We start from the raw sequence: 25,740 nt of genomic DNA on the forward strand, positions 1-25,740 counted from the left end.
CTCGACCACCGCCTCCGCCCCGGTTCCCCCGGTCGGGCTCCTGAGCCCGGCCCCGGGAGCGGGACGGAGGCGGGCGGGGGATCCCGTGCGGTGCAGAACCTCGTGAAGAGGACGTGACCCCTGCCCGGGGTCGACCACGAGCCCGTGGCCGCCGCGTACCGGAACTTCGCCGTCCCCCTTCCTGGCGTCAGGCTTCCGGGAGCCGCCGCAGGATGGAGGAGAGCGTCCGGTCGAGGAGGTCGGGGACGTCCGCGGCCTTGAGGTGACGGGCGCCGGTCTCGGCCGCTGCCGCGTGCAGCAGGCTGTAGAAGGTCGTGACCAGCCAGTTCATGGGCAGGTCGGAGCGGAACACTCCCTCTTCCTGGCCACGCGCCAGGATCCGCTCCACCCGCCCGAGGACCTTCTCGTGGTGCTTGCGGCGTCGCGCCGGAGTGATGAGGCCCTCGGAGGCGGACAGCAGGGACGCGTGCCGTTCCAGGATGCGCCAGCTGGACCGCACGAGGCGTGAGAACGCCTCGTCCGCCGGGCCCTCGTCGAGCTGCCGGCCCTGGAGGACGGCGTCCGCCTGCTCGACCGAGTGCACGAGGACCGCGTCGAGCAGTGCTTCGCGGGACGGGAAGTGCGCGTACAGGGTGACCCGGCTGACGCCGGCGGCACCGGCCACCGCGGACATGCTGACCTGCGGATCGCGGAGGAAGCAGTCGAGAGCGGCGGCCACGATGGTGGCGATGCTGCGCTCGGCGTCGGCGCGGCGGCGGGGCGCGTTCTGCCGCCCGGGCGAGCGGCCGGCCTTCTGATGCGGCGTGGGCATGCGGGGAGCGTATGCCACCTCCTCCACGCCGTGCGACGCGCCGCCTGAGGACCGTGAACAGTGCTGTTCGCATGGATGTGTTGGTCCTCCACCGGCGCGACGCGCGGCATGGAGCACGGCGAGGCGGGCCCTGCCTGCGGGCTGTTCGGCTCTGCGCCTCGACGGGCGCCCGAGCCCTCGGGAGGCCCGATCGCTCGCCGAATCTGCGGGGCCATAAGGGGACAAAGCGTGTCGACTCGGCCTCCTTTTGCCCCCGCGGCTGCCCAACGCGGTACCGATTGAATGATCAAAGTGGCGGGGGGTTAGCATATGAGCGCCGCCTAGCTCGAAAGATAAACCTGTGACTGTCAACGACGACTCGTTCACCAACTGGAAGAACCGCGAGGAGATCGCGGAGTCGATGATCCCGATCATCGGGAAGCTGCACCGGGAGCACGACGTCACCGTCCTGCTTCACAGCCGCTCCTTGGTGAACAAGTCGGTGGTCAGCATCCTCAAGATCCATCGATTCGCCCGGCAGATAGCCGGTGAGGAACTCTCGGTCACCGAGACGATGCCGTTCCTGCAGGCTCTCACCACCCTCGATCTCGGCCCGTCCCAGATCGACATCGGCATGCTCGCCGCGACGTACAAGGCCGACGACCGCGGACTGACGGTCGAGGAGTTCACCGCCGAGGCCGTGGCCGGCGCGACGGGCGCCAACAAGATCGAGCGCCGCGAGCCGCGCGACGTCGTCCTGTACGGCTTCGGCCGCATCGGCCGCCTCGTCGCCCGCCTCCTCATCGAGAAGGCCGGTTCCGGCAACGGCCTGCGACTGCGCGCCATCGTCGTACGCGGCGGCGGTGAGCAGGACCTGATCAAGCGCGCCTCGCTGCTGCGTCGCGACTCGATCCACGGCCAGTTCCAGGGCACCATCACCGTCGACGAGGCGACCAGCACGATCGTCGCCAACGGCAACGCGATCAAGGTGATCTACGCGAACGACCCGTCCGAGGTCGACTACACCGCGTACGGCATCAAGGACGCCATCCTCATCGACAACACCGGCAAGTGGCGCGACCGCGCGGGCCTGTCCAAGCACCTGCGCCCCGGCGTCGACAAGGTCGTCCTGACCGCCCCGGGCAAGGGCGACGTGCCCAACATCGTCCACGGTGTCAACCACGACACCATCAAGCCGGACGAGCGGGTCCTGTCCTGCGCCTCCTGCACCACCAACGCGATCGTCCCGCCGCTGAAGGCGATGGACGACGAGTACGGCGTCCTGCGCGGTCACGTGGAGACCGTCCACTCGTTCACGAACGACCAGAACCTGCTGGACAACTACCACAAGGCCGACCGCCGCGGCCGCTCGGCGCCGCTCAACATGGTGATCACCGAGACCGGTGCCGCCTCCGCCGTCGCCAAGGCGCTGCCCGACCTCAAGGCGCCGATCACCGGCAGCTCGATCCGCGTCCCCGTTCCGGACGTCTCGATCGCCATCCTGAGCCTGCGCCTGGGCCGCGAGACCACCCGCGAAGAGGTCCTCGAGTACCTCCGCGACGTCTCGCTGCACTCGCCGCTCAAGCGCCAGATCGACTTCACCACCGCCCCCGACGCGGTCTCCATGGACTTCGTCGGCTCGCGCCACGCCTCGATCGTGGACGCCGGCGCCACCAAGGTCGACGGCGACAACGCGATCCTCTACCTCTGGTACGACAACGAGTTCGGCTACTCCTGCCAGGTCATCCGCGTCGTCCAGCACGTCTCCGGGGTGGAGTACCCGACCTACCCGGCCCCCGCGGTCTGATCCGGCCGGGCGGCGGAGGGCGCGGCGACAACCGTCCGCCCCGCCGCCGCCCGCTGCGCGGCGTGGGAATCAGGCGCTCCGCCATGTCGCGCGTCGCTGCCGTGGGCGTGCGAGGAGTTCGGCCCAGATCGGTGCCGAGTCCGTGGCCGCAACGGCTCTGTGAAGAGAGGGACATGGGCGCATGGACGCCTGAAGAGGGGGGTTCTGGCGTCCGCCGCATGCCGACGAGATGTACGGCGGCACCAGCCCGCCGCCCGACGTACCAGCAGGCACCTGACGGAACGCGGCGGTTCACCGCCGCCGACGGCCTGGTCCTGGTCAGGGACACCGCCCGGCGCCGAGCCGCGCCGGGTTTTCGTCCCGGGCGCGGCAGAACGGGCGGTCCCGGCCGGCCAGCCGGGCGCGGGGACCCGCGGAGCGCAGGACGACGTCCAGGGCACGGTCGGGGTCGGCGGCGTAACAGTTGCTGAACCACGCCATGTTCGCCTCGACCACCGCCCAGCCGTCCGCGCCTCCCGGCTCACAGGCCGTCACCAGCCCCACCTCCACGACCACCGCGCTGGGCAGTGTGTCGCCGCACGTGCCGAGGAGGCCCGCCGCGAAGTCCAGTACGGCACCCCGGTGACGGTGGCCGTCGAGCGGTACCGCGTCGAGCCGGCCGAACGTCGCGTACTGCGAACCCGTGCGCACCTCCCCGTCCAGGACGAACAGCCGGAACTCCGCCTCCCACGTGACCACGTCGCTGATCAGGACCGGAGTGTCCGCTGACAGCCCGGGGCCGTCGCACGGGAGCCGGCCGCCGTCCGCGTGAACGGCCGGGGGGAAGCTCTTGTCGCTCGGCGGCTTGACGAACGCGGGCCGGGTCAGCCGACGCGCCTCGCCCAACGTGGCCTCGGCGACACGGCGGAGGGTGTACGCGTGCGGCAGCGCCGCCAGCCAGCCGTCGGCCGGCTCCAGCAGAGCGACCCCGAGGTCGTCCACCACCCCGGCCGCGAACCGCGGACCTCCGTAGTAGTGGACGTTCCCGGCGGGCAACGGTCCCAGGGTGCCCGTGCCGCCGTGGGACGGGAGGACCTCCACCCGCATGCCCCGCCGCGTCGCGGCGGCCGACAACAGCTCACCGGTCGTGGTGCGTTGCGGCGACAGGGTGAGGACTCCGTGCTCGTTCATGGTCGGAGACCTTGCCACCACCAGGGCCAACGGCCACGGAATTCCGGGCGGGTACGGCGCCGCCGGATGCGGCAGATCTTGCTGTCGGTCGACACGGCCGCGGGCCCGGTGGCGTCGCCATCGGCACCGGCCGAGAGGTGCACGTCGCGACGGCGAAGGGCCCCACAGCCGTGACGGAGCCCCCGGCGGACGATGCCCTCGACACCCTGGCGCACCTGGCGCGGGACGACGACGCCGTCGTGCGTGGCGCCGCCTTCGCGGCCTTGTCCGTCGCCCTCGCACTGCTGCGTCACCGCGCCATGACCACGCCGACGTCTCACTCGCCGCCGCCACGGTGACCGAGGGCCGGGCGGATTCCAGGAAATATCACTTTCGCATTTTGTTTCTGATTTCAGAATCTCGCATTCCGCGCACGGTGCGCCGGAAATGATCTACGCGTTCATGATCCTTGACCGACGAGCGAAGCGGGTATGGGTTACTCCATTGTCTTAAACACGCCATCGGAGCGATAAGCCGCCTACGGAGGCACCCGTATGCCCCAGCGTTATCACTCAGATGACGCGCACCTGGATCAAGATCCGTGGCGTTAGGGGGAATATGACCACAGCGCAGGTGAGTATCTCGTTCCCCAGGAACGTGGCCGGAGACAGTCGGTACAACCGCACCGGGGCCGCCCGGGCAGGCGAGTGGACATTCACGCCGGGCTTTGCCGCATCGACCGCCGACAGGGGGGCCACGCTGCGTAACGGATCGGAGTGCATCGATCTGCACTATTCCTCCTCGGCCCTGGAGGACTTCCTGATGACAATGAGCAGGATTCAGGCCGAGTTCCACGCCGCTGAACCCTCCGCCGCCCACCGTGGGGAAAACACGGGACGGCCGTGATGTATGAGACGCCCAGCCGATACGGTCCGCCTTCTGCCCATGATCAACCGCATTCCGCAACCGTGCGACCGAACAACGACTACGAGCATCACCCGGCCGGCCGGCAGTCGCATCCCGCATTCGACGACGCCCTGGATCCCTCATGGGACGAGGAACTGGCCAACCTCCTGCTGGAGTCCGACCCGTCCCGGCAGTGGGCCGTCCCGTCCCCCGCCACCTCTGCCGAGGTGCCGGAGGCACCCGGCGACGACCGCCCACTGGACGGACTGCAGCAGATCACCGCGGAGCTCCCGCCGGTGCGTCACCCGATGGCGACCCACCGCCGGGTATCACCCCGGAAGCACGTCGTCAGCCTCCTGCGAACCGGCAGCATCCTCATCGCGGCTCTCACCGCCGTCATCGTCTCCATGGTCAGCGTCTACGGCGGCATGGTCACCTACGACCCCCTGCTGCGCAACGCCACCCAGCCGCGTACCTCCGACGCCGTGATCCGGTGGTGGCCCCTGTTGGTCTACGGTCCCTGGCTCGTCGCGTCCCTGTCCATTCTCAGAGCGGCGTTCCACCGGCGACGCGCCACCCACTCATGGACCGCGGTCCTGTTGTTCTCGACGATCGCCATACTGCTCTGTGTCGCCCAGGCACCGAGAACCGTGCGTGACGCCACGGCAGCCGCCCTGCCCGCGGTGGCCGCGTTGGCCTGCTTCCAACAGCTCGTGCGGCAGATCACCCTGACCCGGCCCCCGCGCCAAACCGCACCCCGCCACCGCAACGCGGCCGCACCGCCCCGCCACAACCTTCCCGGCTGAACGCCTCATCACCGGTGGGCTCTTACTGGCGGTGGCGGGTGCTGTGTCGCAACGTCGGCAACACCTGCCACCGCCATCTCCCATGTGGCCGTCTCGTGGTCGGTTCCTTCGATGGAACACCGGGTACCGTTGGGCGGTTGCCATGGTGGGCAGCCGCTCCATCAGTGCCGTCGGGAGGAACAGCGTGGCAGAGCCGTTTGCCGTAGCCGTCGTGGTGCGCGGGTACGAGACCGATACCCAGGGCCACCTCAACCAGGCCGTCTACCTCCAGTACGCGGAACACGCACGCTGGTCCCTGTTGCAGAAGGCCGGCATTCGCCAGGCGGACCTCCTGGAACGGAACGTGGGGCCCGTGGCGCTGGAGGTGACGGTGCGCTACCAGCGGGAGTTGCGGGCGGGCGACGAGGTGGAGGTGACGTGTGCCTTCGTCTGGGGCGAGGGCAAGACCTTCCGGATCGAGCAGACGATCCGCAAGACGGACGGCACGGTGGCCGCCGAACTGTCGGGTGTCGGCGGCTTGATGGACCTGAAGCAGCGCAGGCTCGTACCGGATCCGCGCGAGTACTTCAGGGAACTGGCCGACGCTCCCGAGGTCTTCGGCCTCTGACCCCGTGGTGCCGGTGGGGCGACTTCCGGGAGCGGTCACGAGCCGGCCCCCTCGAGCATTCACCTGCACCCGCATGCGACCACGACGGCCGGCGGTTCACACGGACATGGACGGCCCCTTCCGGCCGACCGTGTCGAGCAGCAGCTTCGCGGCAACCGTCGCTCCGTCGGTGCGGATCGTGCCGGCCACGGCCCTCGCTCGCGCGCGGGTCTCGGGGGCCAGGGCCGTCCTGAGCGCGGCCGAGAGGGAATCGAAGGCCGGATCCGGACCTTCGTGCGCCGCACCGATTCCCAGCTCGGCCACCCGGCGGGCCCAGTACGGCTGGTCCACGAACTGGGGGACGACCACCTGGGGCGCGCCGGCCCGGGCGGCCGTCGTCGTCGTGCCCGCCCCGCCGTGGTGCACGACCGCGGCCACCCGGCGGAACAGCGCCTGATGGTTGACCTCGCCGACGGCGAAGCAGTCGTCCTTGTCGTCGATGAGGCCCAGATCGGCCCAGCCGCGGGAGACGAGTACACGGCGCCCCTGTGCACGGACCGCCTCGATGGCCAGCGGGGCGGCGTCCCGGGAGGCGCGCATGGGCATGCTGCCGAACCCCACGTACACGGGCGGTGCCCCGGCATCCAGGAACGCCTGCAGTTCTTCCGGGAGCGGGCGTTCGTCCGGCAGGATCCACGCCCCCGTCTGCACGACGTCCAGAGCCGTCAGCTCCTGCTCCGGGCACAGGGTCGGATCAGCCGCCAGCCACGGCTGGTCGGTGAAGACGTGGTCACGGACGTTGTCCAACGGCGGCAGGCCGATCGACGCCCGGTGGCTGTTGTGCACCTCGCCGTACAACGCGTTCACCCGCTGGGCGTCCAACTCCCACAACACCCGGTTGTCGGTCACCCCCTGCGGGAACGGCGGGCCCGGCCGCGGCGGCGGAGGGCAGTGCGGCGACGGCAGTTCGAGCGTATGGAAACACGCGTACACGTAGTGGACGCCCAGCTTCTCGGCGACCGACCGTGCGCCGGCCGGCATCAGGCCGGTCGCCACCAGAGCGTCGCACCCCTCGGCCGCCGCGCTGAGCGTGTCGAACCGCGCGGCGACCAACTCGGCCGCGATCCGGAACGCGTCCGAGGGCGACGGCGGCGTCACACCGGTCACCAACGCGCGCACCGACGGGCCCAACGGCACGAGCGGCACGCCGACACGGGTGAGCATCCCCGCGAACTCCTCGTCCGGCGGCGCGCACACGCGTACCTCCGCGCCGAGTTCCCGCAACCGCACCGCGAGTGCCACCACCGGTTCGACGTCCCCGCGTGACCCATAAGTCACCAACAACACACGCACTTCGCGACTCCCCTGTCCGCAGATCCTGGCTCAGGCCGGCGATTCTCCGGTACGGCAGGGGTCTTGCCGCAAGCCCCACGGTGCGCTATACGTTGAGAGTGGAAAGGAGTCGGTACTCTCCTTTCCCTTTTTTGTGTCGCGCCGCGGTGTCACCGTCGGGAGTGGCATCACACACCCGGGAGGAGACCGTCCGGACGGCCGCCCGGGAGCGCTCGGCCGGCCCGGTGCTTCAACGCGCGGTGGACCGCTCCTCGCCGCGGCTCATGCGCGGAGCCCGCGCAGCAGCACGGCGAGGCCGCCGAGGAACTCCTCGTCGGCGCTGACGGTCCGGGCGTGCCGCGCGGTCTCGGCCATGTACGGAAACTCGTCCGGAGGCAGGGCGGAGATGGCGACCGTTCCCGCGCCGGACAGGGGCCCGAGGTGTTCCATCTGGATCGCCCCGATGACGTAGCCGAGCAGGCTGCGGAGCGCGATGACCCGCTGCGGGCCTTCGAAGCCGGCCTCGGTGAGGATGGCGAGCACGGTTTCCGACCAGCGCAGCCCGGCACGGGAGCGGTGCCGGTGAGTGAGGGTCAGCGGTACGACCGACGGATGGGCGCTCACGGTGTCGCGCAGGCGGCTCACCATGACCTGGATCCGCTCGCGCCACGGCGCGTCCGGGGCCGGCGCTTCGCTGTCGACGGCGCCGAGCACCAACTCGACGACCAGCCTTTCCAGTTCCTCGCGGTCGTCGACGTACCGGTAGAGGGCCATCGTGCTCAGGCCGAGCTCCTGTGCGACCGCGCGCATCGACAGGCCCGGGAGTCCTTCGCGGTCGATGACGGCGAGTGCGGCCGAGGCCAGTCGGTCCTGGGTGAGTGAACGGGGACGTGGCATGACGGTTGACAGCGTACGCCCTACACGTACGCTTGTAAGCGTATGCTGTACACCTACGGAGGGGTTCGAAATGCGCACGTCCGGAAAGCGGTTGGCCCCCGGCTCTGTCATCAGCCCCCGCTCCCTCACTCCCGTCTGCGGTCCGCCGGTCGACGTCCCGGATTCCGGTCGGCTGATCCACCTTCAGTTCCGGCGCTTCGCCGGCTGCCCGGTCTGCAATCTGCATCTGCGGTCGGTGGTGCGCCGGTACGGCGAAATCGAGGCGGCCGGCGTCCGTGAGGTCGTGGTCTTCCACTCGCCGTCCGAGGAACTGCTGGAGTACGCGGCCGACCTCCCGTTCGCGGTCATCGCCGACCCCGCCAAGCGGCTGTACATCGAGTTCGGTGCCGAGTCGGGACGACGTGCCCTGCTGAACCCCCGGGTATGGCTCCCTGTGCTGCGGGCGATCGTGCGCAGCACGACGATGCTGGTACGCGGACGCGAAGGCCTGCCGTCCCGGCGGCAACCGCACGGCCGCCTGGGCCTCCCCGCGGACTTCCTCCTCGCCCCCGACGGCGCCGTCCTGGCCGCGAAGTACGGCGAGCACGCGTACGACCAGTGGACGGTGGACGAGCTGCTGGAGCTGGTGCCCAAGGGGACACAATCCTCGCCGGCGGCTCCCTGAGGGTGCCCGGGAGGGGGCGGGGGAAGTCGGGGTGGTGATCGAGGCTCGTCATGCGCCCGAGCTGGTCGGCCCCTGTGTCCCCGGCCTCACCCTTGCCCACGCCTATCGAATCTCGATAGATTCCCATCGTTGCTCGATCGAGGGAGAGGCGATGGGAAAGTGGACCGTGCTCGCGCTGCGAGCCGTGCTCGTGGTGCTGCTCGCTGGTTCGGTGTTCGTGCAGGCGGTGATGGTGCCGCTGCTGGCCGTCGACCTGAAGGGGCTCAACCCGGACTATGCGTACCTGCGCACGCCGATTCTCCTGATCACAGTCCTGGGCGTCCTCACGGTCCAGGTCGTCATGGTCTCCGTGTGGCGGCTGGTGACGATGGTGCGGCGGGGAACGGTGTTCTCCCATGCCGCCTTTCGGTACGTCGACGTCGTGATCGGCGCGTTCGTGGCCGCGTCCCTGGTGGTGTTCGCGCTCGCGGTCGTCCTGGCCCCCGGCGAGGCCGTCGCACCGGGCGTCGTGCTCCTCGTGTGCGGGGCCTCCCTGGCAGTGCTGGGAGTCGCGCTCATCGTGCTCGTGCTGCGCATGCTGCTCGGCCAGGCCGTTGCGCGTGACGTCGAGGCGGCGCGGATGCAGGCCGAGCTGGACGAGGTGATCTGATGCCGATCGCCGTTGACATCGACGTCATGCTGGCCAAGAGAAAGATGTCCGTGGGCGAACTCGCGGAACGTGTCGGGATCACCCCGGCCAACCTGGCGGTGCTCAAGAACGGCCGTGCCAAGGCGGTGCGCTTCACGACGCTGGCCGCGCTCTGCGAGGTGCTGGAGTGCCAGCCGGGGGACCTGCTGCGCTGGGAGGCCGAGGAAGCGGGGAGCGGCTGACATCAGCCATGGGCGACGCCCGCGTGGTCGTCCCACGGCATGGTCCGGACCGCGCCACCGTCTTCCGGCCGGCCGGGGCAGCGGCATTCCCCACTGCCCCGGCCGGCCGGTTGCCGAGCCGGCTGACGCCGCTCCCGCCGTCAACCGTGGCGGCGCCGCAGCAGCACGTAGCCGCCGGCGAGCGCGGCGCCCACGGTGAACGTGAGACCGACACCGGTCTGCCAGTCGGCGGACCCGGCGGCGGAGGAGCCGCCCAGTCCACCGCGAACGCCACGGGTGGGGGTAGGAGTGGCAACCGGAGGGGTGGGGCTCACCGACCGGGGAGCGACGGCGGCACCACGTCGGGGCAGCACCTCGCAGGCGATGCCGTCATCGGGACCCTGGTCCTCATCGAGGCGATGGGGATCGCGTGGATCGCTGTTGAAGACCGCCTGCGCGTCCTCCTGGTAGACGAAGTCGCGACAGTCCAGATCCTGCGCGTGAGCGATGCCGGACAGTGGCACGATCGATGCGATGGCGATCAGTGCCCCGGCAGCTGCGGAACGGCTCTTCATCATCATCCCGCCTCCCTTCCGGCCGACACGTCGGCCGCCCTTCGACGCTACGGGCCAAGGGGCCGCCCGGCGCACGGCCGTGGGCCGAACGAGTGATTCCCGCGCCTCTGACCTGGGGCTTTCGGGCAGGTGCGGCGGAGCAGCCACACGGCCCCGTCTCGTCGCCGACCGGCGGGCCGGACCGCTGGTCAGCCCTCGTGGCCGCCGTCTCCGGTGGCAGTGTGCCGCCGTGCCCGGGTCACGGCGAGGACGCTTCCCGCGATGGTGATCACCGCGATGGCGAGGGCGATGCTGACCCCGCCCTCGGTGTCCCAGTACACGTCTTCGAGGCTGATCAGCAGCGCCGCCTCGTCCACGACCAGGGCCACTCCGACCCCGTAGCCGAGCCCCATCCAGGCGCGCGCTCGCGCGGAGCGTCGGGCCAGGCCGGCCGCGCCCACCGCCACGAGCAGCAGGATGCCCCACACGTAATGGTGGAGGTGGATCCCGCCCGCCCGGACGTCGCCCAACCCGGCCACGTCGATGTGGACGAGCCAGGTGAGCAGGCGCATTCCGCCGAAGGTGAGCGCGAACCCCCACCAGGCCAGTACGAAACCCCGCCGCTCGGGGGAGATGCCCGGCAGGACGCGCAGCCACGGGGACGGGCGGTCCGTGCGCCGGGACTGCGAACGGTCGGACGTCCTTGTCGGCTTCATGCACGTGCTCCTGCCGTGACACTTCTCGATCAGCACGGCCACGGAGCCGGGCGCGCTGGAGTGGGCCGCGCGCCGCATCCACGCGCCGGGGCCCGTCCCTGGAGGCGATGGTGTCACCGGTCCCCTCCCGACGAATGTCGGCGCGTCGGCCCGGGCCGGATGCCGCCCGAATGACTCAGCTGCGGGCTTCAGTGCGTCGCCGTGCAGCGGTGGGACGAGGCCGGGTCGCGGGCCCGCGCTGGACGCCCTGCGTCCCGGCGCGGCCCCTCCGATGCACATCGGCGTTCCCGGCGGCCGCGGGGCCTGTCCTCGATGCCGAGGCGCTGCCCCGGATCGTCGAGGCCGCACGGTCCCGCGGGGTACGGATCACCTACCTGCCGGACCCGGTCGGTCGGTCAGGTCCGACCACTCTCGTAAGGTGGAGGCGAAGCGACAGACACCGGAGCAGGCATGCCCACCCCCCAGCCGTTCGGCCCCACGGACGAACCCCCCGACGGACTGTTCGGCCTCGAGGAGCTACGAACAGGGCCCCCGCCCCCGCCCACGGGACAGCAGTGGTTCCGGGACTCGCCGGAGGCGCGCCGCATGCTGGCGGTGCGGGAGATCCACGCGGAGCCGGGAGCCGCGGCGTCTCCGCGCGGCAGGCAGATCCTCGCGGCGTTCCCGGAAGCCGAGGTCATCCCCGTCGACTCCCACTGGCGCATCCCGCACCTGCACGGCAACAAGGGCAACGCCGAGCGCTGGGTCCGGATCAAGAGTACGGTTCTGGTACTCGGCGAGAAGAAGACGCTCACCGTGAGACCCAACGGCCGGTCCGCCGACTGGATCGCCCCCGGAGCGGCGAACGGATGCGCCATGGCCTGCGCGTACTGCTACGTTCCACGGCGCAAGGGCTATGCCAATCCGATCACCGTCTTCACCAACATCGACCGTATCGTCGCGCGACTGCGGCGCCACATCACCGAGCAGGGCCCGAAGCGTGAGCCGAACCAGTGTGACCCGGACGCGTGGGTCTATGACGTCGGGGAGAACAATGACTGCTCGGTCGACGCCCTGATCAGCGAAAACACCGCTGATCTGGTCCATGCCTTCGCTCGCTGGCCGACCGCCAAGGCATCGTTCGCGACCAAGTTCGTCAACCCCGACCTGCTGCGGCTCGACCCCCGGGGCAGGACACGGATCCGGTTCTCCGTCATGCCGCAGGACGATTCCCGCCTCCTGGACATCCGCACCAGTCCGGTCGGGCAGCGGATCGCCGCCGCCGGTGACTTCCTGGAGGCGGGGTACGAGGTGCATTTCAACCTGTCTCCCGTCGTCATCAGGCCCGGCTGGGAGCAGGCCTGGGGGGAACTGCTCCAGCAGATGGACGACGTGCTGCCGCACGAGGTGAAGGAGCAGGCGGCCGCGGAAGTGATCATGCTGACGCACAACAGGGACCTGCACGACGTCAACATGGACTGGCATCCGCGCGCCGAGGAGGCCATCTGGCGCCCTGACCTCCAACAGGCGAAGCGTTCGGAGAACGGCAGCTGGAACGTGCGCTACCGCAACGCCACCAAGGCCGCGGCGGTGGAGACCGTACGCCGCCTGGTGGCGGCCCACGCCCCGTGGCTGACCATCCGCTACGCCTTCTGAACGCTGCCCGCCGCGCAGAGCGCCGGGGCCCTGTGCGCGTACGGCCCCTCAGGGCCGGGGCCTCATGTCCTGGCGGGACTCAGCGGCGCTCGGGCAGGTCCGTTTCGGCCGGCAGCACCGGCACACTCCGCGCACCGCGCGCCGCCGCGGGCTTCTTTCCGCAGAACGCGGCCTCCAGGGTTCCGCCGAGCGCCGTGTTGGCCGCGCCCCGGTTGGAGGTGTTGGCCATCGCGGAAAGGCTCCGTCGGCCGTCCCGGGTCGCGAAGGCGTAGGTGTAGTAACCCTGCACGGTCCCGGTGTGCCCGTAGACCCGGGCCCCGCAGGACAAGTCGTAACGGCGCAGGCCGAGCCCGTAGAACCGGGTGTTCGTGGTGTCCGTCGGGGTGACCGTGATCATGGCGTCCAGCATCCGCGGGGACAGCAGCCGGCCCCTCATCAGCGCGGTCATGAAGGTATTCAGGTCCGCCGGGTCGGAGATGACCGCCCCGGCCGCCTGCGCCCAGGACACCGTCTGCTCCGTGGAGTCGACGAGCGCCGCGCCGGCCTCGTCGGGGTGCAGGTAGCCGCGCACGTGCAGGCCCTCGACGCGGGTGTCGGGGTGCACGTACGACGTGTTGCGCAGCCGCAGCGGCCTGATGACGCGGTGTTCGTACGCGTGGGCGACCGGCTTGCCGGTGACCCGCTCGACGAGCATGCCGACCAACACGAAGTTGGCGTTCGAGTACTTGTACGCCACGCCGGGTGCCGCACGTGGTTCTCTCAGCGAGAGGTCCAGCAGCTCCTGGCGGCTGAAGACCCGGTTCCGCACGGACTCGAAGCCGGGCACGGTCCGGGCGAACATCGCCTCGGTGTAGTCCGCGAGGCCACTGCGGTGGGTCGGCAGGTGCCGCACCGTGATCCGGTCGTCCGGCAGCACCCCGGGCAGGTACCGGTTCACCGGAGCGTCGAGTTCGAGTCTGCCTTCGTCCACCAACTGGAGCAGCACCACGCTGGAGAACGTCTTGGTGACGCTGCCGATACGGAAGCGCGCGCCGGTGTCCATGGGCGCGCCCGAGACGCGGTCGCGGACCCCCGCGGTCCGCGCCTCCACCCCGTCGGGTCCGGTGAAGCGGGCCATCGCCCCCGGCGCGCCCTGACCCATGGCGGCCTTCAGGGCCCCGGCCACACCCTCCATGTCGGGGGCGGGAGTGGTGGTGTGTGCCGTGTCGGGGGAGGAGGGCGCGGCGAACGCGTTCGTGGGGGCGAGCCCACCCGCGAGCGCGGCGATGAGGGTGGCGCTCGCGGCCAGGCGTCGGTGCGTCGACAAGGTCACGTCAGGTCCTCGACTCGATCGATCGGTACGGCACACGGGGTGGTGTGAGCACGGAACACTGAGGAGCCTGTTGCCGCGGAAGCGCGCCGACTCCCTCACCCATGGACCATGAGTGTCAACGCGCCCCAGTGCCTCCCGACACGGGTGCGCGTTCCGCAGCCCGATCGGGCGCTCGTGCAGGCGACTTGACGGTCGCGTGCGGCTCGGCGAGCGAGGCCGGCAGCACCGCGTCGAGATCATCCGTGCAGGAGCTCGTACAGCGGGGTGCCGGAGGCGGAGGGGCGCCGGAGCGCGGAGGCCGGGCACACCAAGGGGGCGCCGGCCGTCCGCGGAGCCACGGCGCCGGACCGGGAACAGGCGCGTATCGTCGAAGGAGGAGGGCTGCCGACTCCTTCTGAAGGGCGGTGCGCGCAGTGGTCGAGCGTAGGATCCTGGGGCCCGAGGAGGGCGAGCTCTACGAGGACGAGCGGGCCTGCGGGGACCGCTTCCTGATCGACAGCCGCGACCGGGGCGGGCGCTTCGCGCTCGTCGAGCATCGTCTGCCCCCGAAGGTTCTGGCCGCTCCGGTGCACAAGCACACGCGGGAGGACGAATTCAGCTTCATCCTCGCGGGATCCGTCGGCGCGCGATTCGGTGCCGAGGAAGTCGTCGCCCGGGCCGGCGATCTCGTTTTCAAGCCGCGCGACGAGTGGCACACGTTCTGGAACGCCGGGGACACACCGGCTCGCCTACTGGAGATCATTTCCCCGGGTGGGCTGGAAGAGCTGTTCCGGTGGTTCGACCGGCTGAAGGACGGACCGAGCCCCGAGGTCATGGAACAGAAGGCGGGGCTGTACGGCTGCTCCGTGGACCTGGAGGCGACCATGGCGCTCGTGGCGCGGCACCATCTGGTCTTCTGACCCCGGTCGGCACAGCGCGGTGCGGCCGGGGCGATCCGTCCCGGAGCCCGCCCGCGGGGGCGGGTTCCGATCCGCTTGCCCGTCGCCGGCTCCGGGCGTCCAGCGGGCGGAGCGCATCTGGCCGGGCCGCCGGGTCATCGGTCAGTCCGGGGAACCCCAGGCTGTGGTGAGTCCCTCCAGCCACGCGGGCGGCAGTTCGGCGGCGTCCCACTCCTCCCACAACGCCGACGGCGCCGTGGCGAGCCGTTCGAGCACGGCGATGCTGGTGGGGGAGTGGAGGAGGGAGTAGCGGCCGTGGATCGCGATCGGGCTGCCGGGGCCGTACTCCGCGTACAGCCGCTCAAGGTGTACGCGGTGGGCCGAGGCGAACTCCGCCAGCTGCCCCGCGTATCCCGCCCGTTGCCGGGAGTTCATGGTGCCCAGCACGGCGGTGAGCACCTGCTCGGAGACCTCGGGATCGAGGTCGGAGACGTCGGTGAACGAGAGGTAGAGGGGCGTGACCGCCACCTTCGCCCGTTCCACCTGCATCCTCCTGACGGGAGGGCGGGCGTCCGGGGAGGACGGGTCCGAGGCGACGGCGTGCCGTAGCGCCCGTTCGGTGAGGTCGCCGAGTTCGTCGGCAACGGCCTGGGTGCCGTCGAGCCAGCCGGACTCGTAGAGCTCGCCCTTCCCTCCTGGTGCGCTCAGCCCGATCCGGCTGATCTCCTGATGCGCGAGGGAGAGGGAGCCGGCCTCGATGAGCCCGATCAGTTCCTCCGCGTCTCCGGCGAAGACCCCCGCCCGGCCGAGGAGCTGGAGGAGCGTCTGCTTCGCGTTGACGCTGGCCGCGTCCAGATGCTGCCGTCCGTCTGCGGCGGCGTTCATGGGGTCGTCCTCCTCGTCGCGTGGGCCGTGCGGTTCTCGTGCCGAACACTCCGTCCGAGGGTTCAACGCTCGGTGGCCGTGCTGAGATCCCTGGGGTCCGGCATGCACACCTTTCCCTTACTCCCCTCATTGGCCGCCGGCTCCCCGGCCGGAGAGCGCCTCATCCTGCCTCCTCATACGGCCATCGCTCCTGCTCGGCCCCTGAGGGCACACCCTCTCACGGAGCACACGCCGCGCCGTGAACATCAACAACGACCCATCATGCCTTTTCCGCGTGGCCACTACGCCCGGGAAGGCGCCGGCCGTCGGCCGGGGAAGAACCGGTACCCGGGGGTGCATGGAGGCCGGCCCGTATCCGGCGGCGCAGACGGTCCAGGGCCCGCGCCCGCGTACGCGCGACCGTGCCTCGGTGTACGCCCATGATGCGGGCCGCCTGGTCGAGGGTGTAACCGTCGAGGTCCACCAGGATCATCGAGCCTGCCTGCTGTGGCGTCAGCAGCGTCAGGAGCCGCGACACGTCGATCTCCGCCGCGCGCCGCTCCACTCCGCCGTCCCATGGGGCGGCCGAGCGGGGTTCGACCTCGGCCGTCGGCACGAGTTTCCGTTCCCGTCGCATGCGATCACGGATGACGCTGAGGAGAGCGCGGAACGCGCAGGCGTACGGGTCCGGGTGGTCCAGGAACGGCTGCGGCCGGGCACCCCCTGCCGCCCGCCGTTTGGGACGGACTCGCCGCAGAAGCGCTGTCGTTGACGGCCCTGCTGGCCGGCCGTGACGCCGCCGTCCACAGCCGCTACCACCATTGGTGGGCCGAGCTCCCCGAAGCCGGGGTACGGCTCCTGTGAGAACGTGCCACCCCTGTGCACGCCGGTGCGCGGCATGACGCGGGACCGCGTCGGTGGGTGCGCTGCATGCCGAGGCGTCGTGCGCGGCGAGCAGCGGGCGAGCCGTGCTGCCGGTCACAGCCATCCGTTGCGCTGGGCGTGCAAAGCCATCTGGAAGCGGTTCGCGGCGCCCAGCTGGGCCATCAGGATCTGCAGGCGGCGGTAGAGCGTACGGCGGCTGAATCCCATCTCGCGGGCGATGACGTCGTCGCCCGCGCCGCCCGCGAGGAGCCAAAGCAGGCGGCGGTCGGCCGGGGACAGTCCGCCTGGGCGGGTGGTGCGGCCGTGGAAGGGCAGGGCGTTGTGCCAGGACTGTTCGAACAAGGCTATGAGTGCGGAGAGCAGGCCGCACGGCTGCACGACGAGCATGGTGTTGTGCACGTCGGCCTCTTTGATCGACAACGACACGAGCGCGTACGCCTCGTCGATGATCACGAGCTTGACCGGCACCGACGGCAGCACCCTGGCTTGCTCGCCGGCCTTGACGCACGGCTCGATGGTGTCCTTCAGATGACCCGGGTGCTCCAGCGACTCCCGCGAGTACACGACGCGCTGCGTCACACCGCGGGCGAGCGTGGCCAGCGCGTCTTCCGTGGCGCCGGGCAAGGGGAAGTACGGCGGTGACTCGAACTGCCGGATCTGTTCACGAGCACTCGCCCAGGCATGACGGATCCTGGGGCCGATGGCGTCGCCGGTGACGACCTCGACGAGGTTGTCGTTGTACGCGGCGAGCCGCTGCCGCCGGAACGACTCGAACGCGCCCCCGACAGCGATGCGCGATTCCTCGATCTCCGTTGCCCGGCGCCGGGCGAGGATCTCCAGGCCGGCGGCCGGCGGAACCGGAGCCACCACGTCCCCGCCCTCCTCGGCGGCACTGGTCAGACCGGCGTCGACCAGTGCCCCGTACGCCGTGGCCAGTTCCGCATCGCCCAGGCCGGTCGCGGCTGCGATCGCACTCAGTGGAGCAGGGGCCGACTCGAGCAGCGCCAGGTAGACCTGGGCGGCTGTCTGACCGATGCCCAGGAGCCGAAGGGCCTCACCCAGTTTCGCCTGCGTCATACGCCGCATTATCGACGGCTCCGCCCGGGGCTGTGGCCGATCTGTGCCAGTGGCACACTCCGGCCCCGTAGGCGCGCGGTGCGGGATAGCGTGCCCGAGCCGCCGACGACCGGCAGCTGCGAGGGCGCCCGAGCCGCACCGGGAGCAAGCCTGTCCGTACGGCTCGTTCTGCCCCTCGTCCCCCAGGAACCCACCGAGAAAGCAGGTGCACGCCGTGGCGAAAGGCCGTAAGAACGGTCTCTACTCAGGGATCTCCGAGGAACTGTCCGCCCTCATGCGGACGGGATGGGCGGACACCGAGCGGCACGACCTGCGGCCCGACGAGCAGGCTCCGTACGCCGCCCGCCGCCGCGCCGCGCTCTCCGCGCGTTTCCCCGGCGAACGCCTGGTGATTCCCTCGGGGAACCTCAAGGTCCGTTCGAACGACGACCCCTACCCGTTCCGGCCCTACTCGGGCTATGTGCACATGACGGGGGACCAGGCCCGGGACGGCGCTCTCGTCCTCGAACCCCGGGCGGACGGCGGTCACGACGCCTACTGCTACCAACTGCCGCGGGACGGCAGGGACAACGACGAGTTCTGGACCGGTGCCACGGCGGAGCTGTGGATGGGCAGGCGCCGCTCCCTCGCCGAGTCGCAGACCGTGCTCGGACTGCCCTGCCGGGACGTTCGCACGGCGGCCCGTGACCTGGCCGCCGGCTCCGGTGCGCCCACCCGGATCGTCCGCGGTCTCGACCTGGCCCTGGAGACCGCGGTCACCAGCGACGAGGAGCGCGACGCCGAACTGGAGGAGGCGCTCAGCGAGCTCCGCCTCGTCAAGGACGGCTGGGAGATCGCCGAACTCCGCAAAGCCGTGGACTCCACGGTGCGCGGATTCACCGATGTGATCGGCGAGCTCTCCCGGGCGGTCGCGTCGTCGGAGCGGTGGATCGAGGGCACGTTCTTCCGCCGCGCACGCCTCGAAGGCAACTCCGTCGGCTACGGCTCGATCTGCGCCGCGGGCGAGCACGCCACGATCATGCACTGGACGGACAACGACGGTCCGGTGCGGCCCGGGGACCTGCTCCTGCTCGACGCCGGTGTGGAGACGCGCACCCTCTACACCGCCGACGTCACGCGCACGCTCCCGATCAGCGGCACCTTCACGCCCCTGCAGCGCCAGGTCTACGACGCGGTGTACGAGGCCCAGGAAGCCGGCATGGCGGCCGTGAAGCCAGGAGCCGCGTACCGGGACTTCCACGAGGCGTCCCAGCGCCACCTGGCTGCCCGGCTGGTCGAGTGGGGTTTCGTCGAAGGCCCGGCCGAGCGCGTGTACGAGCTCGGCCTCCAGCGTCGTTTCACCATGGCGGGCACCGGCCACATGCTCGGTCTGGACGTCCACGACTGCGCACAGGCCCGGACGGCGGAGTACGTCGACGGCGTGCTGGAGCCGGGCATGGTGCTCACCGTCGAGCCCGGCCTGTACTTCCAGCCGGACGACCTCACCGTGCCCGAGGAGTGGCGCGGCATCGGTGTCCGGATCGAGGACGACCTGGTCGTCACCGAAGACGGTCACGAGAACCTGTCGGCGGGCCTGCCACGCTCGGCGGACGACGTCGAGGAGTGGATGGCCCGGTTCGCCGGCTGAGTACGCCCACGTCGCGCGCCTGGCCCGGCGCCGCCCCGCACGCAGCGGCCGCCGACCGGCGGTGCCGGGCGCTGTGCGGCGCGGTCGCCGGCGGCCGGACGTACCTGCCGGCGGCCTCCCGGATCCGGTTCCCGCCGCAGCGGAAGCCACGTGCCTCTCATGCCGTGTCCGGAGCGGGAACGGGGCCGGTGGATGCGGCCGGGAGGAACTTCAGGGCCTTGCCGGACAGTTGTCGCTCAAGGTACTGCTCGGCATCATCGGGCCGCATCCGGCACAGGGCGACCAGACCGGTGATGACCACGTCCGCGACTTCGGCGTGGACGTCATTCCAGTCGTGGCTGTCACCTTTCCGGGGGTTCGTGCCGCGCGCGCCGATGACGGCCTGGGATGCCTCGCCGGTCTCCTCGGCGATCTTCAACACCTGTAGCGTCCATTGCTCTTGAGGGGCCAGGCCGCGTTGCTCGTCGTGGTCGGTGAAGCGGCGGGCGAGACTCTCGATGGTGTCCCAGATGGTGCTGTGCATCGTGCTGGTCTCCTTTGCGGCTTGTGGCTTGTGGCTTGTGGCTTGTGGCTGCGTGGCTTCGCTGTCTTTGTGAGGTGTCGAAGGCGGCTGGTCGGCGGGGATGGACGGGCGTGCAGGACAGCCGGTCAGCGGGTGTTGTCCCTCGGCCGTGGCCGATGTCGGTCTTTCCGGCGAGCACCCTAGGGGCGGGTGTCGGTTCGCCGGCGGAAGAGGGAAGGTTTCGGGCCGGGCGGCGACGGAGCTGGATGGCCCGTGGCCGGAGGGGCAAGCGGCTCCGTCGGCCCTCGGTCGGCTTCCGTGGCGGACGACTCCCGCTCGTACCGGGGGAGATGTCCCACGGGAAATGGCGAGAAGTAGCGGAGCGCGCCCTACGCGAAATGCGCCGGTGCCGCCCCTGTGGCGCGGTTCGCCGTGAGTGCCGTTCAGGCCGTTCGTCGGCGTCCTGCGTTACACGACGGTGCCGGTTCCCGACTGATCGCGGACCACCGCGCGGGCAGGATCGGCCCGCCTCGGACGGGCGGGGCCGGACCGCCGCGCGGCCAGGCGCACGCCCCGGTTGGCGCACGGCGTCGTGCTCATGGGCGGGCGCAGTCGGGGCACAGGCCCCGGTAGGTCATCTCGACGCCGGAGACGGTGAAGCCGAACCGTTCGGAGGCGGGCAGGTCGGCAAGGGGGTCGCCGACGGGGTGGACGTCCCGGATGGCGCCGCAGTCCGAGCACACCAAGTGGTGGTGCGGATGATGGGCGTTCGGGTCGTAGCGCTTGGCCCGGCCGTCGGTGGACACCTCGGCGACCTCGCCGAGCGCGACGAGTTCACCGAGGGTGTTGTACACGGTCGCGCGGGAGACCTCGGGCAGCCGGGCCGTGGCGCGCGCGAGCACCTCGTCCGCGGTGAGGTGCACATGCTCGCCGCCGAGCACCTCGGCGACCACTCGGCGCTGGGCCGTCATCCGCCAGCCACGTCCCCGAAGCCGTTCCAGCAGATCGCTCATGCCCACCACCCTAACCGCGACCCTTGGCCGAATGGATCCGTTCGGTTTCTCGGCATCGCATTGACTTGGACTTTGTCCATCGTAGGATCGGCTCCGGCGACAACCAAGGGACAGGACAACAGCAGGGAAGCGCACCCGACGAAGGTCCTCCACCGGGACCCGGACCGTTGCCCTGACCGGCCCGCCGCCCGTAGTTCCTGAGCACAGCGATCCGCCTGATCCGGAGGGATTCCCATGCCTGAGAACCATGACGCAATCGTCACTGACCCGAAGCCGGAGAGCGGAGGCGGCTGCCCGGTCGCGCACGAGCGTGCCCTGCACCCGACGCAAGGCGGCGGCAACCGCCAATGGTGGCCCGAGCGGCTCAACTTGAAGATCCTTGCCAAGAATCCCGCCGTGGCCAATCCCCTCGGTGAGGACTTCGACTACGCCGAGGCGTTCAAATCCCTCGACCTCCCGGCTGTGAAGCGGGACATCGCGGAGGTGCTGACGACCTCTCAGGACTGGTGGCCGGCCGACTTCGGCCACTACGGCCCCTTCATCATCCGCATGGCCTGGCACAGCGCCGGCACCTACCGGATCAGCGACGGCCGAGGCGGCGCCGGAGCCGGTCAGCAGCGCTTCGCGCCGCTGAACAGCTGGCCGGACAACGCCAACCTCGACAAGGCCCGCCGCCTGCTGTGGCCGGTCAAGAAGAAGTACGGCCAGAGCCTCTCCTGGGCCGACCTCATGATCCTCGCCGGCAACGTCGCGCTGGAGACGATGGGATTCACGACCTTCGGCTTCGGCGGCGGTCGCGAGGACGTCTGGGAGGCGGAGGAGGACGTGTACTGGGGTCCGGAGACCACCTGGCTCGACGACAAGCGCTACACCGGCGAACGCGAGCTGGAAAATCCCCTGGGCGCCGTCCAGATGGGCCTCATCTACGTGAACCCGGAGGGCCCGAACGGAAATCCGGACCCGATCGCCGCGGCCCGCGACATCCGTGAGACGTTCCGCCGGATGGCGATGAACGACGAGGAGACGGTCGCTCTCATCGCGGGCGGACACACCTTCGGCAAGACCCACGGCGCGGGCCCGGCGGACCACGTCGGCCCCGACCCCGAGGCGGCCACGCTGGAGGAGCAGGGCCTCGGCTGGAGGAACACCTTCGGCACCGGCAAGGGCTCCGACACGATCACCAGCGGTCTCGAGGGCACCTGGACGAACACTCCGGTGACCTGGGACAACAGCTTCTTCGACATTCTCTTCGGCTACGAATGGGAACTGTTCAAGAGTCCGGCCGGGGCCCACCAGTGGCGGCCCAAGGACGGCGCCGGAGCGGGCACCGTACCCGACGCCCACGACCCGTCGAAGAGCCACGCCCCGACCATGCTGACGACCGACCTCTCGCTCCGGTTCGACCCGGTGTACGAGCAGATTTCGCGGCGCTTCCACCAGGACCCGAACGCCTTCGCGGACGCCTTCGCCCGGGCCTGGTTCAAGCTGACCCACCGCGACATGGGCCCCGTCGTGCGCTACCTCGGCCCGGAGGTCCCGTCCGAGACCCTGCTGTGGCAGGACCCGCTGCCGGAGCGGACGTACGAGCTGATCGACGACGCGGATGTCGCCACCCTCAAGGAGCAGGTCCTCGCCTCGGCCCTGTCGGTGTCCCAGCTCGTGTCCGTCGCCTGGGCCTCGGCCTCGTCCTTCCGCGGCAGCGACAAGCGCGGCGGCGCCAACGGCGCGCGCATCCGCCTCCAGCCGCAGAACGGGTGGGAGGTCAACGACCCCGACCAGCTCGCGACGGTCCTGCGCACCCTGGAGAGCATCCAGCAGTCCTTCAACGCCGCCCAGTCCGGCGGCAAGCAGGTCTCGCTGGCCGACCTGATCGTGCTGGCCGGAAGCGCGGCCGTCGAGCAGGCCGCCAAGGACGCGGGCTTCGACATCCGGGTCCCGTTCACGCCGGGCCGTGTGGACGCCTCCCAGGAGCAGACGGACGTCGAGTCGTTCGCCGCGCTGGAGCCGACCGCCGACGGGTTCCGCAACTACCTCGGGAAGGGCAACCGGCTCCCGGCCGAGTACCTGCTGCTCGACCGGGCGAACCTGCTCACCCTGAGCGCCCCCGAGCTGACGGTCCTCGTCGGTGGCCTCCGCGTCCTGGGCGCGAACCACCAGCAGTCCTCGCTCGGCGTCTTCACCAACAGCCCCGGGAAGCTGACGAACGACTTCTTCGTCAACCTGCTCGACCTCGGCACGACGTGGAAGGCGGCCTCCGGGGACGCGAACGCCTTCGAGGGCCGCGACGCCACCACGGGCGAGCTCAAGTGGACCGGCAGCCGCGCCGACCTGGTCTTCGGCTCCAACTCCGAGCTGCGGGCCCTGGCGGAGGTCTACGCCTCCGACGACGCGAAGGAGAAGTTCGTCAAGGACTTCGTCGCCGCCTGGGACAAGGTCATGAACCTCGACCGGTTCGACCTCGTCTGATCACTTCCCGCCGTCCGGGCCGACCCCCACGGGCCGGCCCGGACGGCGGGCTCCGTCGGCGGTCGCTACCGCCATCGAAGAGCGAGCCGGGGGGAAGAACACGGTGAGCATGAAGCGCCTGCCCCGCCGCTGCCGCCTCAGCTCCTGCGCCGACCCCGGCCGGGTACCCAGGCCGTGACGGCAGCCGCGGGCGGTGGCCCGCACCCGTCGAGGGGGCGGAGTCCTGAAGTGAGCTCGTAGGGACTTCCGGCGTGACGTACCGGGCCCCGAAGGCCCGGTGTCAGCGGGACGTGTCGAGCACCAGCTTGCCCACGGTCCTGCGGGCGCGGAGGTCCTCGTGCGCGCGTGCCGCCTCGGCCAGCGGATAGACGCCGCCGACCTGCGGCTTCAGACGTCCGTCACCGACCATCGCCAGCAGCTCGGACATCGGCTCCCGGTACATGCCGGGTCGCCCGATCGCATGCATCAGCCAGAAGCCGACGACCGCCCGGGACCGACCCATCAGCTGCGCGGCGTGGACGGGTTCCGGGGCCTGCCGGCTCGCCATGCCGTACGTCACGAGCCGGCCGAACGGTGCGAGGGCGGCGAGGGACTCCTCGAACACCGGGCCGCCGGTCATCTCGAGGACGACGTCGACCTTCCTCCCCCCATTGGCCTCCGTCAGCCTGTCCTTGAGGCCCTCCGCACCGGCGTCGACGGCCACATCCGCGCCGAGGGAGAGGGCGAGTTCCCGCTTCTCCGGGGTGGAGGCGGTCGCGATGACGCGTCCGGCCCCGAATGACTTCGCGAGCTGCACGGCGAGCGATCCGGTGCCGCCCGCGGCGGCGTGCACGACGAGCGACTCACCCGGGGCCACGCGCCCCGCGGTGCGCAGCAGGTGCCAGGCGGTGAGGCCCTGCACGATCAGGGCCAGGGCCTGGCCGTCGCTCACCGACTCGGGGACGTCGATGGCCAAGTCCTCGCGTACGGAGGCCTTTTCGGCATAGCCGCCGTAGTTGTCCGCGAGGGCGACGACCCGCCGCCCGTCCTCCGTGCGGCCGACCACCTCACCGCCCGGGATCATGGGCAGGGCGGACCGGGACAGGTACGAATCCTCGACCGCGTGCGTATCGGCGTAATTGATGCCGGCCGCCGAGACGTCGATCAGCAGGCGGCCGGGCTCGGGCAGGGGGTCGGGCGCCTCCACCAGTCGCAGCACTTCCGGCCCGCCGAATTCGGTGACGTGTATCGCACGCACAGTCGCTCCTCACTCCCTGCATGTCCCTGGGCGCTCCGTACGGAGCCCACGGCGTCACGTTCCCACCAGGCACAGGAGATTACCAACTGCTCAGTATGTGAGCTGCGCCACGCTCGGAGGGTAGGGGCGGCTAACCCTGGGCACAGCGGGGCGGCCCCTGCACCTGCCGCCGGATCGACGCGGGGCAAGGAGCACGAGGGCTCGTCACGAAGCCGAAAAGTGAGCCCGAGGGGGCACTCGTGCGCCGGCGTCCACCGCACGACGACCGGCCACTGCACGCGCGGCCCGGACGCCCCGCCGAAGGGTGTCGCATCAAGAAGGACGAGCCCCCGGCATGCCCCCGGAACGGACCGGTACGCCACGTACCTGGCGTCCTGCGTGCCGACCGTGGTACCGACCACCAGGGCCACGTCCTTCCGCACCGCGGGCAACGGGGACGGCGCCACGCCGAACAGGCGCTATCTCCTCACGGCGCAGGGGCCGCGGCATGCAGCGCGGTTCGGGAACCGGCAAGCGGTGCTTGGGCGAGCGGTGCCTCGGCAAGATCAGGATCACGGGCGACGTACCGACCCGGTGGCCGTCCCGGCGGCCCCGACCCCCGGGGTCGGTGCCTGACCTTCAAGGCGCTGCCGGATCGTCCACCGACGAAGGTGGCGAAGCGGAGTGGTCCGAGGGGGCGCTTGCGTTCGCCGCGAGGATCTCGAGGAGACGCCGCCGGCGGCGCAGTTCGATGATGTCGATCGTCCGCATCCTGGCGGTCGGGGGCGGCAAGAAGACAGAAAGCGCCGTACAAGCCGATCCACAGGCCAGCAGAAGCCAAAGTGTCAAATTCACCTTGAGGTCCTCTCCAACGCGAGAAAATGTGACAACTGGTCAGACCGCGTTCTGTTCCCTGTCGCCGCGGCGAGAGCCAACTACATAACGCCATGGCATATGCCAGGTTACGCGGGAATTCGAAGGCCGCACCGGGATGCCATTCGCATCACCTGATCCTGGTTTCCGATTTCCCGGGAAGTGAATGTGCGGACGAACGCCTGGGCGGCGCGGCGGCATCTCCGCCTTCTTCATCGCCCCTCAGTGGTGGCAGGCCGGGTGTTCAGGCACATTTCCGGGTAAGGGGGCCATATGTCTGCTGCCTCTGTTTGCCCTGCTGGGGGGCGGAGCCTCCGTCCCGGCCGCGCATCAGCG

At 70.6% G+C, this 25,740-nt stretch carries 25 protein-coding genes; 12 read left to right on the forward strand and 13 right to left on the reverse strand.

Annotated features, from left to right (window positions below; genetic code table 11):
• Positions 1–187: 187 nt before the first annotated feature.
• Positions 188–811 carry a TetR/AcrR family transcriptional regulator gene (locus ABT360_RS05800; protein ID WP_351811232.1) on the reverse strand — a complete coding sequence of 208 codons (624 nt, stop codon included), beginning with the start codon at positions 809–811 and terminating at the stop codon, positions 188–190.
• Between the two features lie 340 nt (positions 812–1,151).
• Between ABT360_RS05800 and ABT360_RS05805 the strand changes: the two genes are divergently transcribed.
• Complete coding sequence (locus tag ABT360_RS05805) at positions 1,152–2,597, forward strand: glyceraldehyde-3-phosphate dehydrogenase (protein ID WP_351811235.1); 1,446 nt, start codon at positions 1,152–1,154, stop codon at positions 2,595–2,597.
• A 318-nt stretch (positions 2,598–2,915) separates the two neighbouring features.
• On the opposite strand, the gene ABT360_RS05810 is transcribed toward ABT360_RS05805, so the two are convergent.
• A complete protein-coding gene (locus ABT360_RS05810) occupies positions 2,916–3,767 on the reverse strand; it encodes an ATP-grasp domain-containing protein (RefSeq protein ID WP_351811238.1) in 852 nt (283 codons plus the stop codon).
• 170 nt (positions 3,768–3,937) lie between these two features.
• Between ABT360_RS05810 and ABT360_RS05815 the strand changes: the two genes are divergently transcribed.
• The 4 genes from ABT360_RS05815 (at position 3,938) to ABT360_RS05830 (ending at position 6,065) form a co-directional block, all read left to right on the forward strand.
• Positions 3,938–4,105: a hypothetical protein gene (locus tag ABT360_RS05815; RefSeq protein ID WP_351811241.1), complete on the forward strand. Its 168-nt coding sequence runs from the start codon at positions 3,938–3,940 to the stop codon at positions 4,103–4,105.
• 217 nt (positions 4,106–4,322) lie between these two features.
• Positions 4,323–4,652, forward strand: coding sequence for a hypothetical protein (locus tag ABT360_RS05820; protein WP_351811244.1), 330 nt, complete (start codon positions 4,323–4,325; stop codon positions 4,650–4,652).
• A gap of 62 nt (positions 4,653–4,714) precedes the next feature.
• Positions 4,715–5,458 carry a DUF2637 domain-containing protein gene (locus ABT360_RS05825; RefSeq protein ID WP_444852183.1) on the forward strand — a complete coding sequence of 248 codons (744 nt, stop codon included), beginning with the start codon at positions 4,715–4,717 and terminating at the stop codon, positions 5,456–5,458.
• 184 nt (positions 5,459–5,642) lie between these two features.
• Positions 5,643–6,065: an acyl-CoA thioesterase gene (locus ABT360_RS05830; RefSeq protein ID WP_351811247.1), complete on the forward strand. Its 423-nt coding sequence runs from the start codon at positions 5,643–5,645 to the stop codon at positions 6,063–6,065.
• Between the two features lie 96 nt (positions 6,066–6,161).
• Here the strand turns inward: ABT360_RS05830 and ABT360_RS05835 are convergent, their stop codons facing one another.
• Together ABT360_RS05835 and ABT360_RS05840 are read right to left on the reverse strand one after the other, a co-directional pair.
• A complete protein-coding gene (locus ABT360_RS05835) occupies positions 6,162–7,397 on the reverse strand; it encodes a glycosyltransferase (protein WP_351811250.1) in 1,236 nt (411 codons plus the stop codon).
• 261 nt (positions 7,398–7,658) lie between these two features.
• Positions 7,659–8,273 carry a TetR/AcrR family transcriptional regulator gene (locus ABT360_RS05840; protein ID WP_351811253.1) on the reverse strand — a complete coding sequence of 205 codons (615 nt, stop codon included), beginning with the start codon at positions 8,271–8,273 and terminating at the stop codon, positions 7,659–7,661.
• Positions 8,274–8,343: 70 nt separating this feature from the next.
• Here ABT360_RS05840 and ABT360_RS05845 point away from each other — a divergent pair, with 70 nt between their 5' ends.
• The 3 genes from ABT360_RS05845 to ABT360_RS05855 all read left to right on the forward strand — a co-directional run bounded on the left by ABT360_RS05845 (position 8,344) and on the right by ABT360_RS05855 (position 9,807).
• On the forward strand, positions 8,344–8,937 hold the full coding sequence (locus tag ABT360_RS05845) for an AhpC/TSA family protein (RefSeq protein WP_351811256.1): 594 nt from the start codon (positions 8,344–8,346) through the stop codon (positions 8,935–8,937).
• 151 nt (positions 8,938–9,088) lie between these two features.
• Positions 9,089–9,586 (forward strand): DUF2975 domain-containing protein, encoded by a 498-nt coding sequence (locus ABT360_RS05850; protein ID WP_351811456.1) that lies wholly within the window; start codon positions 9,089–9,091, stop codon positions 9,584–9,586.
• A complete protein-coding gene (locus ABT360_RS05855; RefSeq protein WP_351811258.1) occupies positions 9,586–9,807 on the forward strand; it encodes a helix-turn-helix domain-containing protein in 222 nt (73 codons plus the stop codon). Before ABT360_RS05850 ends, ABT360_RS05855 begins: the two co-directional genes overlap by 1 nt.
• A 140-nt stretch (positions 9,808–9,947) precedes the next feature.
• Here ABT360_RS05855 and ABT360_RS05860 read toward each other — a convergent pair whose 3' ends face one another.
• Together ABT360_RS05860 and ABT360_RS05865 are read right to left on the reverse strand one after the other, a co-directional pair.
• On the reverse strand, positions 9,948–10,361 hold the full coding sequence (locus tag ABT360_RS05860; protein ID WP_351811459.1) for an excalibur calcium-binding protein: 414 nt from the start codon (positions 10,359–10,361) through the stop codon (positions 9,948–9,950).
• Between the two features lie 188 nt (positions 10,362–10,549).
• On the reverse strand, positions 10,550–11,056 hold the full coding sequence (locus tag ABT360_RS05865) for a hypothetical protein (RefSeq protein ID WP_351811261.1): 507 nt from the start codon (positions 11,054–11,056) through the stop codon (positions 10,550–10,552).
• 450 nt (positions 11,057–11,506) lie between these two features.
• Here ABT360_RS05865 and ABT360_RS05870 point away from each other — a divergent pair, with 450 nt between their 5' ends.
• On the forward strand, positions 11,507–12,691 hold the full coding sequence (locus ABT360_RS05870) for a spore photoproduct lyase family protein (RefSeq protein WP_351811264.1): 1,185 nt from the start codon (positions 11,507–11,509) through the stop codon (positions 12,689–12,691).
• Positions 12,692–12,770: 79 nt separating this feature from the next.
• On the opposite strand, the gene ABT360_RS05875 is transcribed toward ABT360_RS05870, so the two are convergent.
• The gene (locus ABT360_RS05875; RefSeq protein WP_351811266.1) at positions 12,771–14,003 is read right to left on the reverse strand and encodes a serine hydrolase domain-containing protein; all 1,233 of its coding nucleotides are present in this window, start codon (positions 14,001–14,003) and stop codon (positions 12,771–12,773) included.
• 413 nt (positions 14,004–14,416) lie between these two features.
• On the opposite strand from ABT360_RS05875, the gene ABT360_RS05880 reads away from it, so the two are divergent.
• Positions 14,417–14,902 carry a cupin domain-containing protein gene (locus ABT360_RS05880; protein WP_351811269.1) on the forward strand — a complete coding sequence of 162 codons (486 nt, stop codon included), beginning with the start codon at positions 14,417–14,419 and terminating at the stop codon, positions 14,900–14,902.
• A gap of 141 nt (positions 14,903–15,043) precedes the next feature.
• On the opposite strand, the gene ABT360_RS05885 is transcribed toward ABT360_RS05880, so the two are convergent.
• The 3 genes from ABT360_RS05885 to ABT360_RS05900 form a co-directional block, all read right to left on the reverse strand.
• Positions 15,044–15,766, reverse strand: coding sequence for a hypothetical protein (locus tag ABT360_RS05885; protein WP_351811271.1), 723 nt, complete (start codon positions 15,764–15,766; stop codon positions 15,044–15,046).
• A 259-nt stretch (positions 15,767–16,025) separates the two neighbouring features.
• Positions 16,026–16,382: a sigma factor-like helix-turn-helix DNA-binding protein gene (locus ABT360_RS05890; RefSeq protein ID WP_351811273.1), complete on the reverse strand. Its 357-nt coding sequence runs from the start codon at positions 16,380–16,382 to the stop codon at positions 16,026–16,028.
• Positions 16,383–16,723: 341 nt separating this feature from the next.
• On the reverse strand, positions 16,724–17,707 hold the full coding sequence (locus ABT360_RS05900; protein ID WP_351811275.1) for a LuxR family transcriptional regulator: 984 nt from the start codon (positions 17,705–17,707) through the stop codon (positions 16,724–16,726).
• 214 nt (positions 17,708–17,921) lie between these two features.
• Between ABT360_RS05900 and ABT360_RS05905 the strand changes: the two genes are divergently transcribed.
• The gene (locus ABT360_RS05905) at positions 17,922–19,334 is read left to right on the forward strand and encodes an aminopeptidase P family protein (RefSeq protein ID WP_351811277.1); all 1,413 of its coding nucleotides are present in this window, start codon (positions 17,922–17,924) and stop codon (positions 19,332–19,334) included.
• Between the two features lie 157 nt (positions 19,335–19,491).
• Here the strand turns inward: ABT360_RS05905 and ABT360_RS05910 are convergent, their stop codons facing one another.
• Together ABT360_RS05910 and ABT360_RS05915 are read right to left on the reverse strand one after the other, a co-directional pair.
• Positions 19,492–19,857, reverse strand: coding sequence for a MazG-like family protein (locus ABT360_RS05910; RefSeq protein WP_351811280.1), 366 nt, complete (start codon positions 19,855–19,857; stop codon positions 19,492–19,494).
• Between the two features lie 575 nt (positions 19,858–20,432).
• Positions 20,433–20,849 carry a Fur family transcriptional regulator gene (locus tag ABT360_RS05915; RefSeq protein ID WP_351811283.1) on the reverse strand — a complete coding sequence of 139 codons (417 nt, stop codon included), beginning with the start codon at positions 20,847–20,849 and terminating at the stop codon, positions 20,433–20,435.
• 234 nt (positions 20,850–21,083) lie between these two features.
• On the opposite strand from ABT360_RS05915, the gene katG reads away from it, so the two are divergent.
• Positions 21,084–23,315, forward strand: coding sequence for a catalase/peroxidase HPI (gene katG / locus ABT360_RS05920; protein WP_351811285.1), 2,232 nt, complete (start codon positions 21,084–21,086; stop codon positions 23,313–23,315).
• A 280-nt stretch (positions 23,316–23,595) separates the two neighbouring features.
• On the opposite strand, the gene ABT360_RS05925 is transcribed toward katG, so the two are convergent.
• Positions 23,596–24,552 (reverse strand): quinone oxidoreductase family protein, encoded by a 957-nt coding sequence (locus tag ABT360_RS05925; protein WP_351811288.1) that lies wholly within the window; start codon positions 24,550–24,552, stop codon positions 23,596–23,598.
• Positions 24,553–25,740: the final 1,188 nt, after the last annotated feature.

It is taken from the genome of Streptomyces sp. NPDC000229 (assembly GCF_040300825.1).
GTDB lineage: Bacteria > Actinomycetota > Actinomycetes > Streptomycetales > Streptomycetaceae > Streptomyces.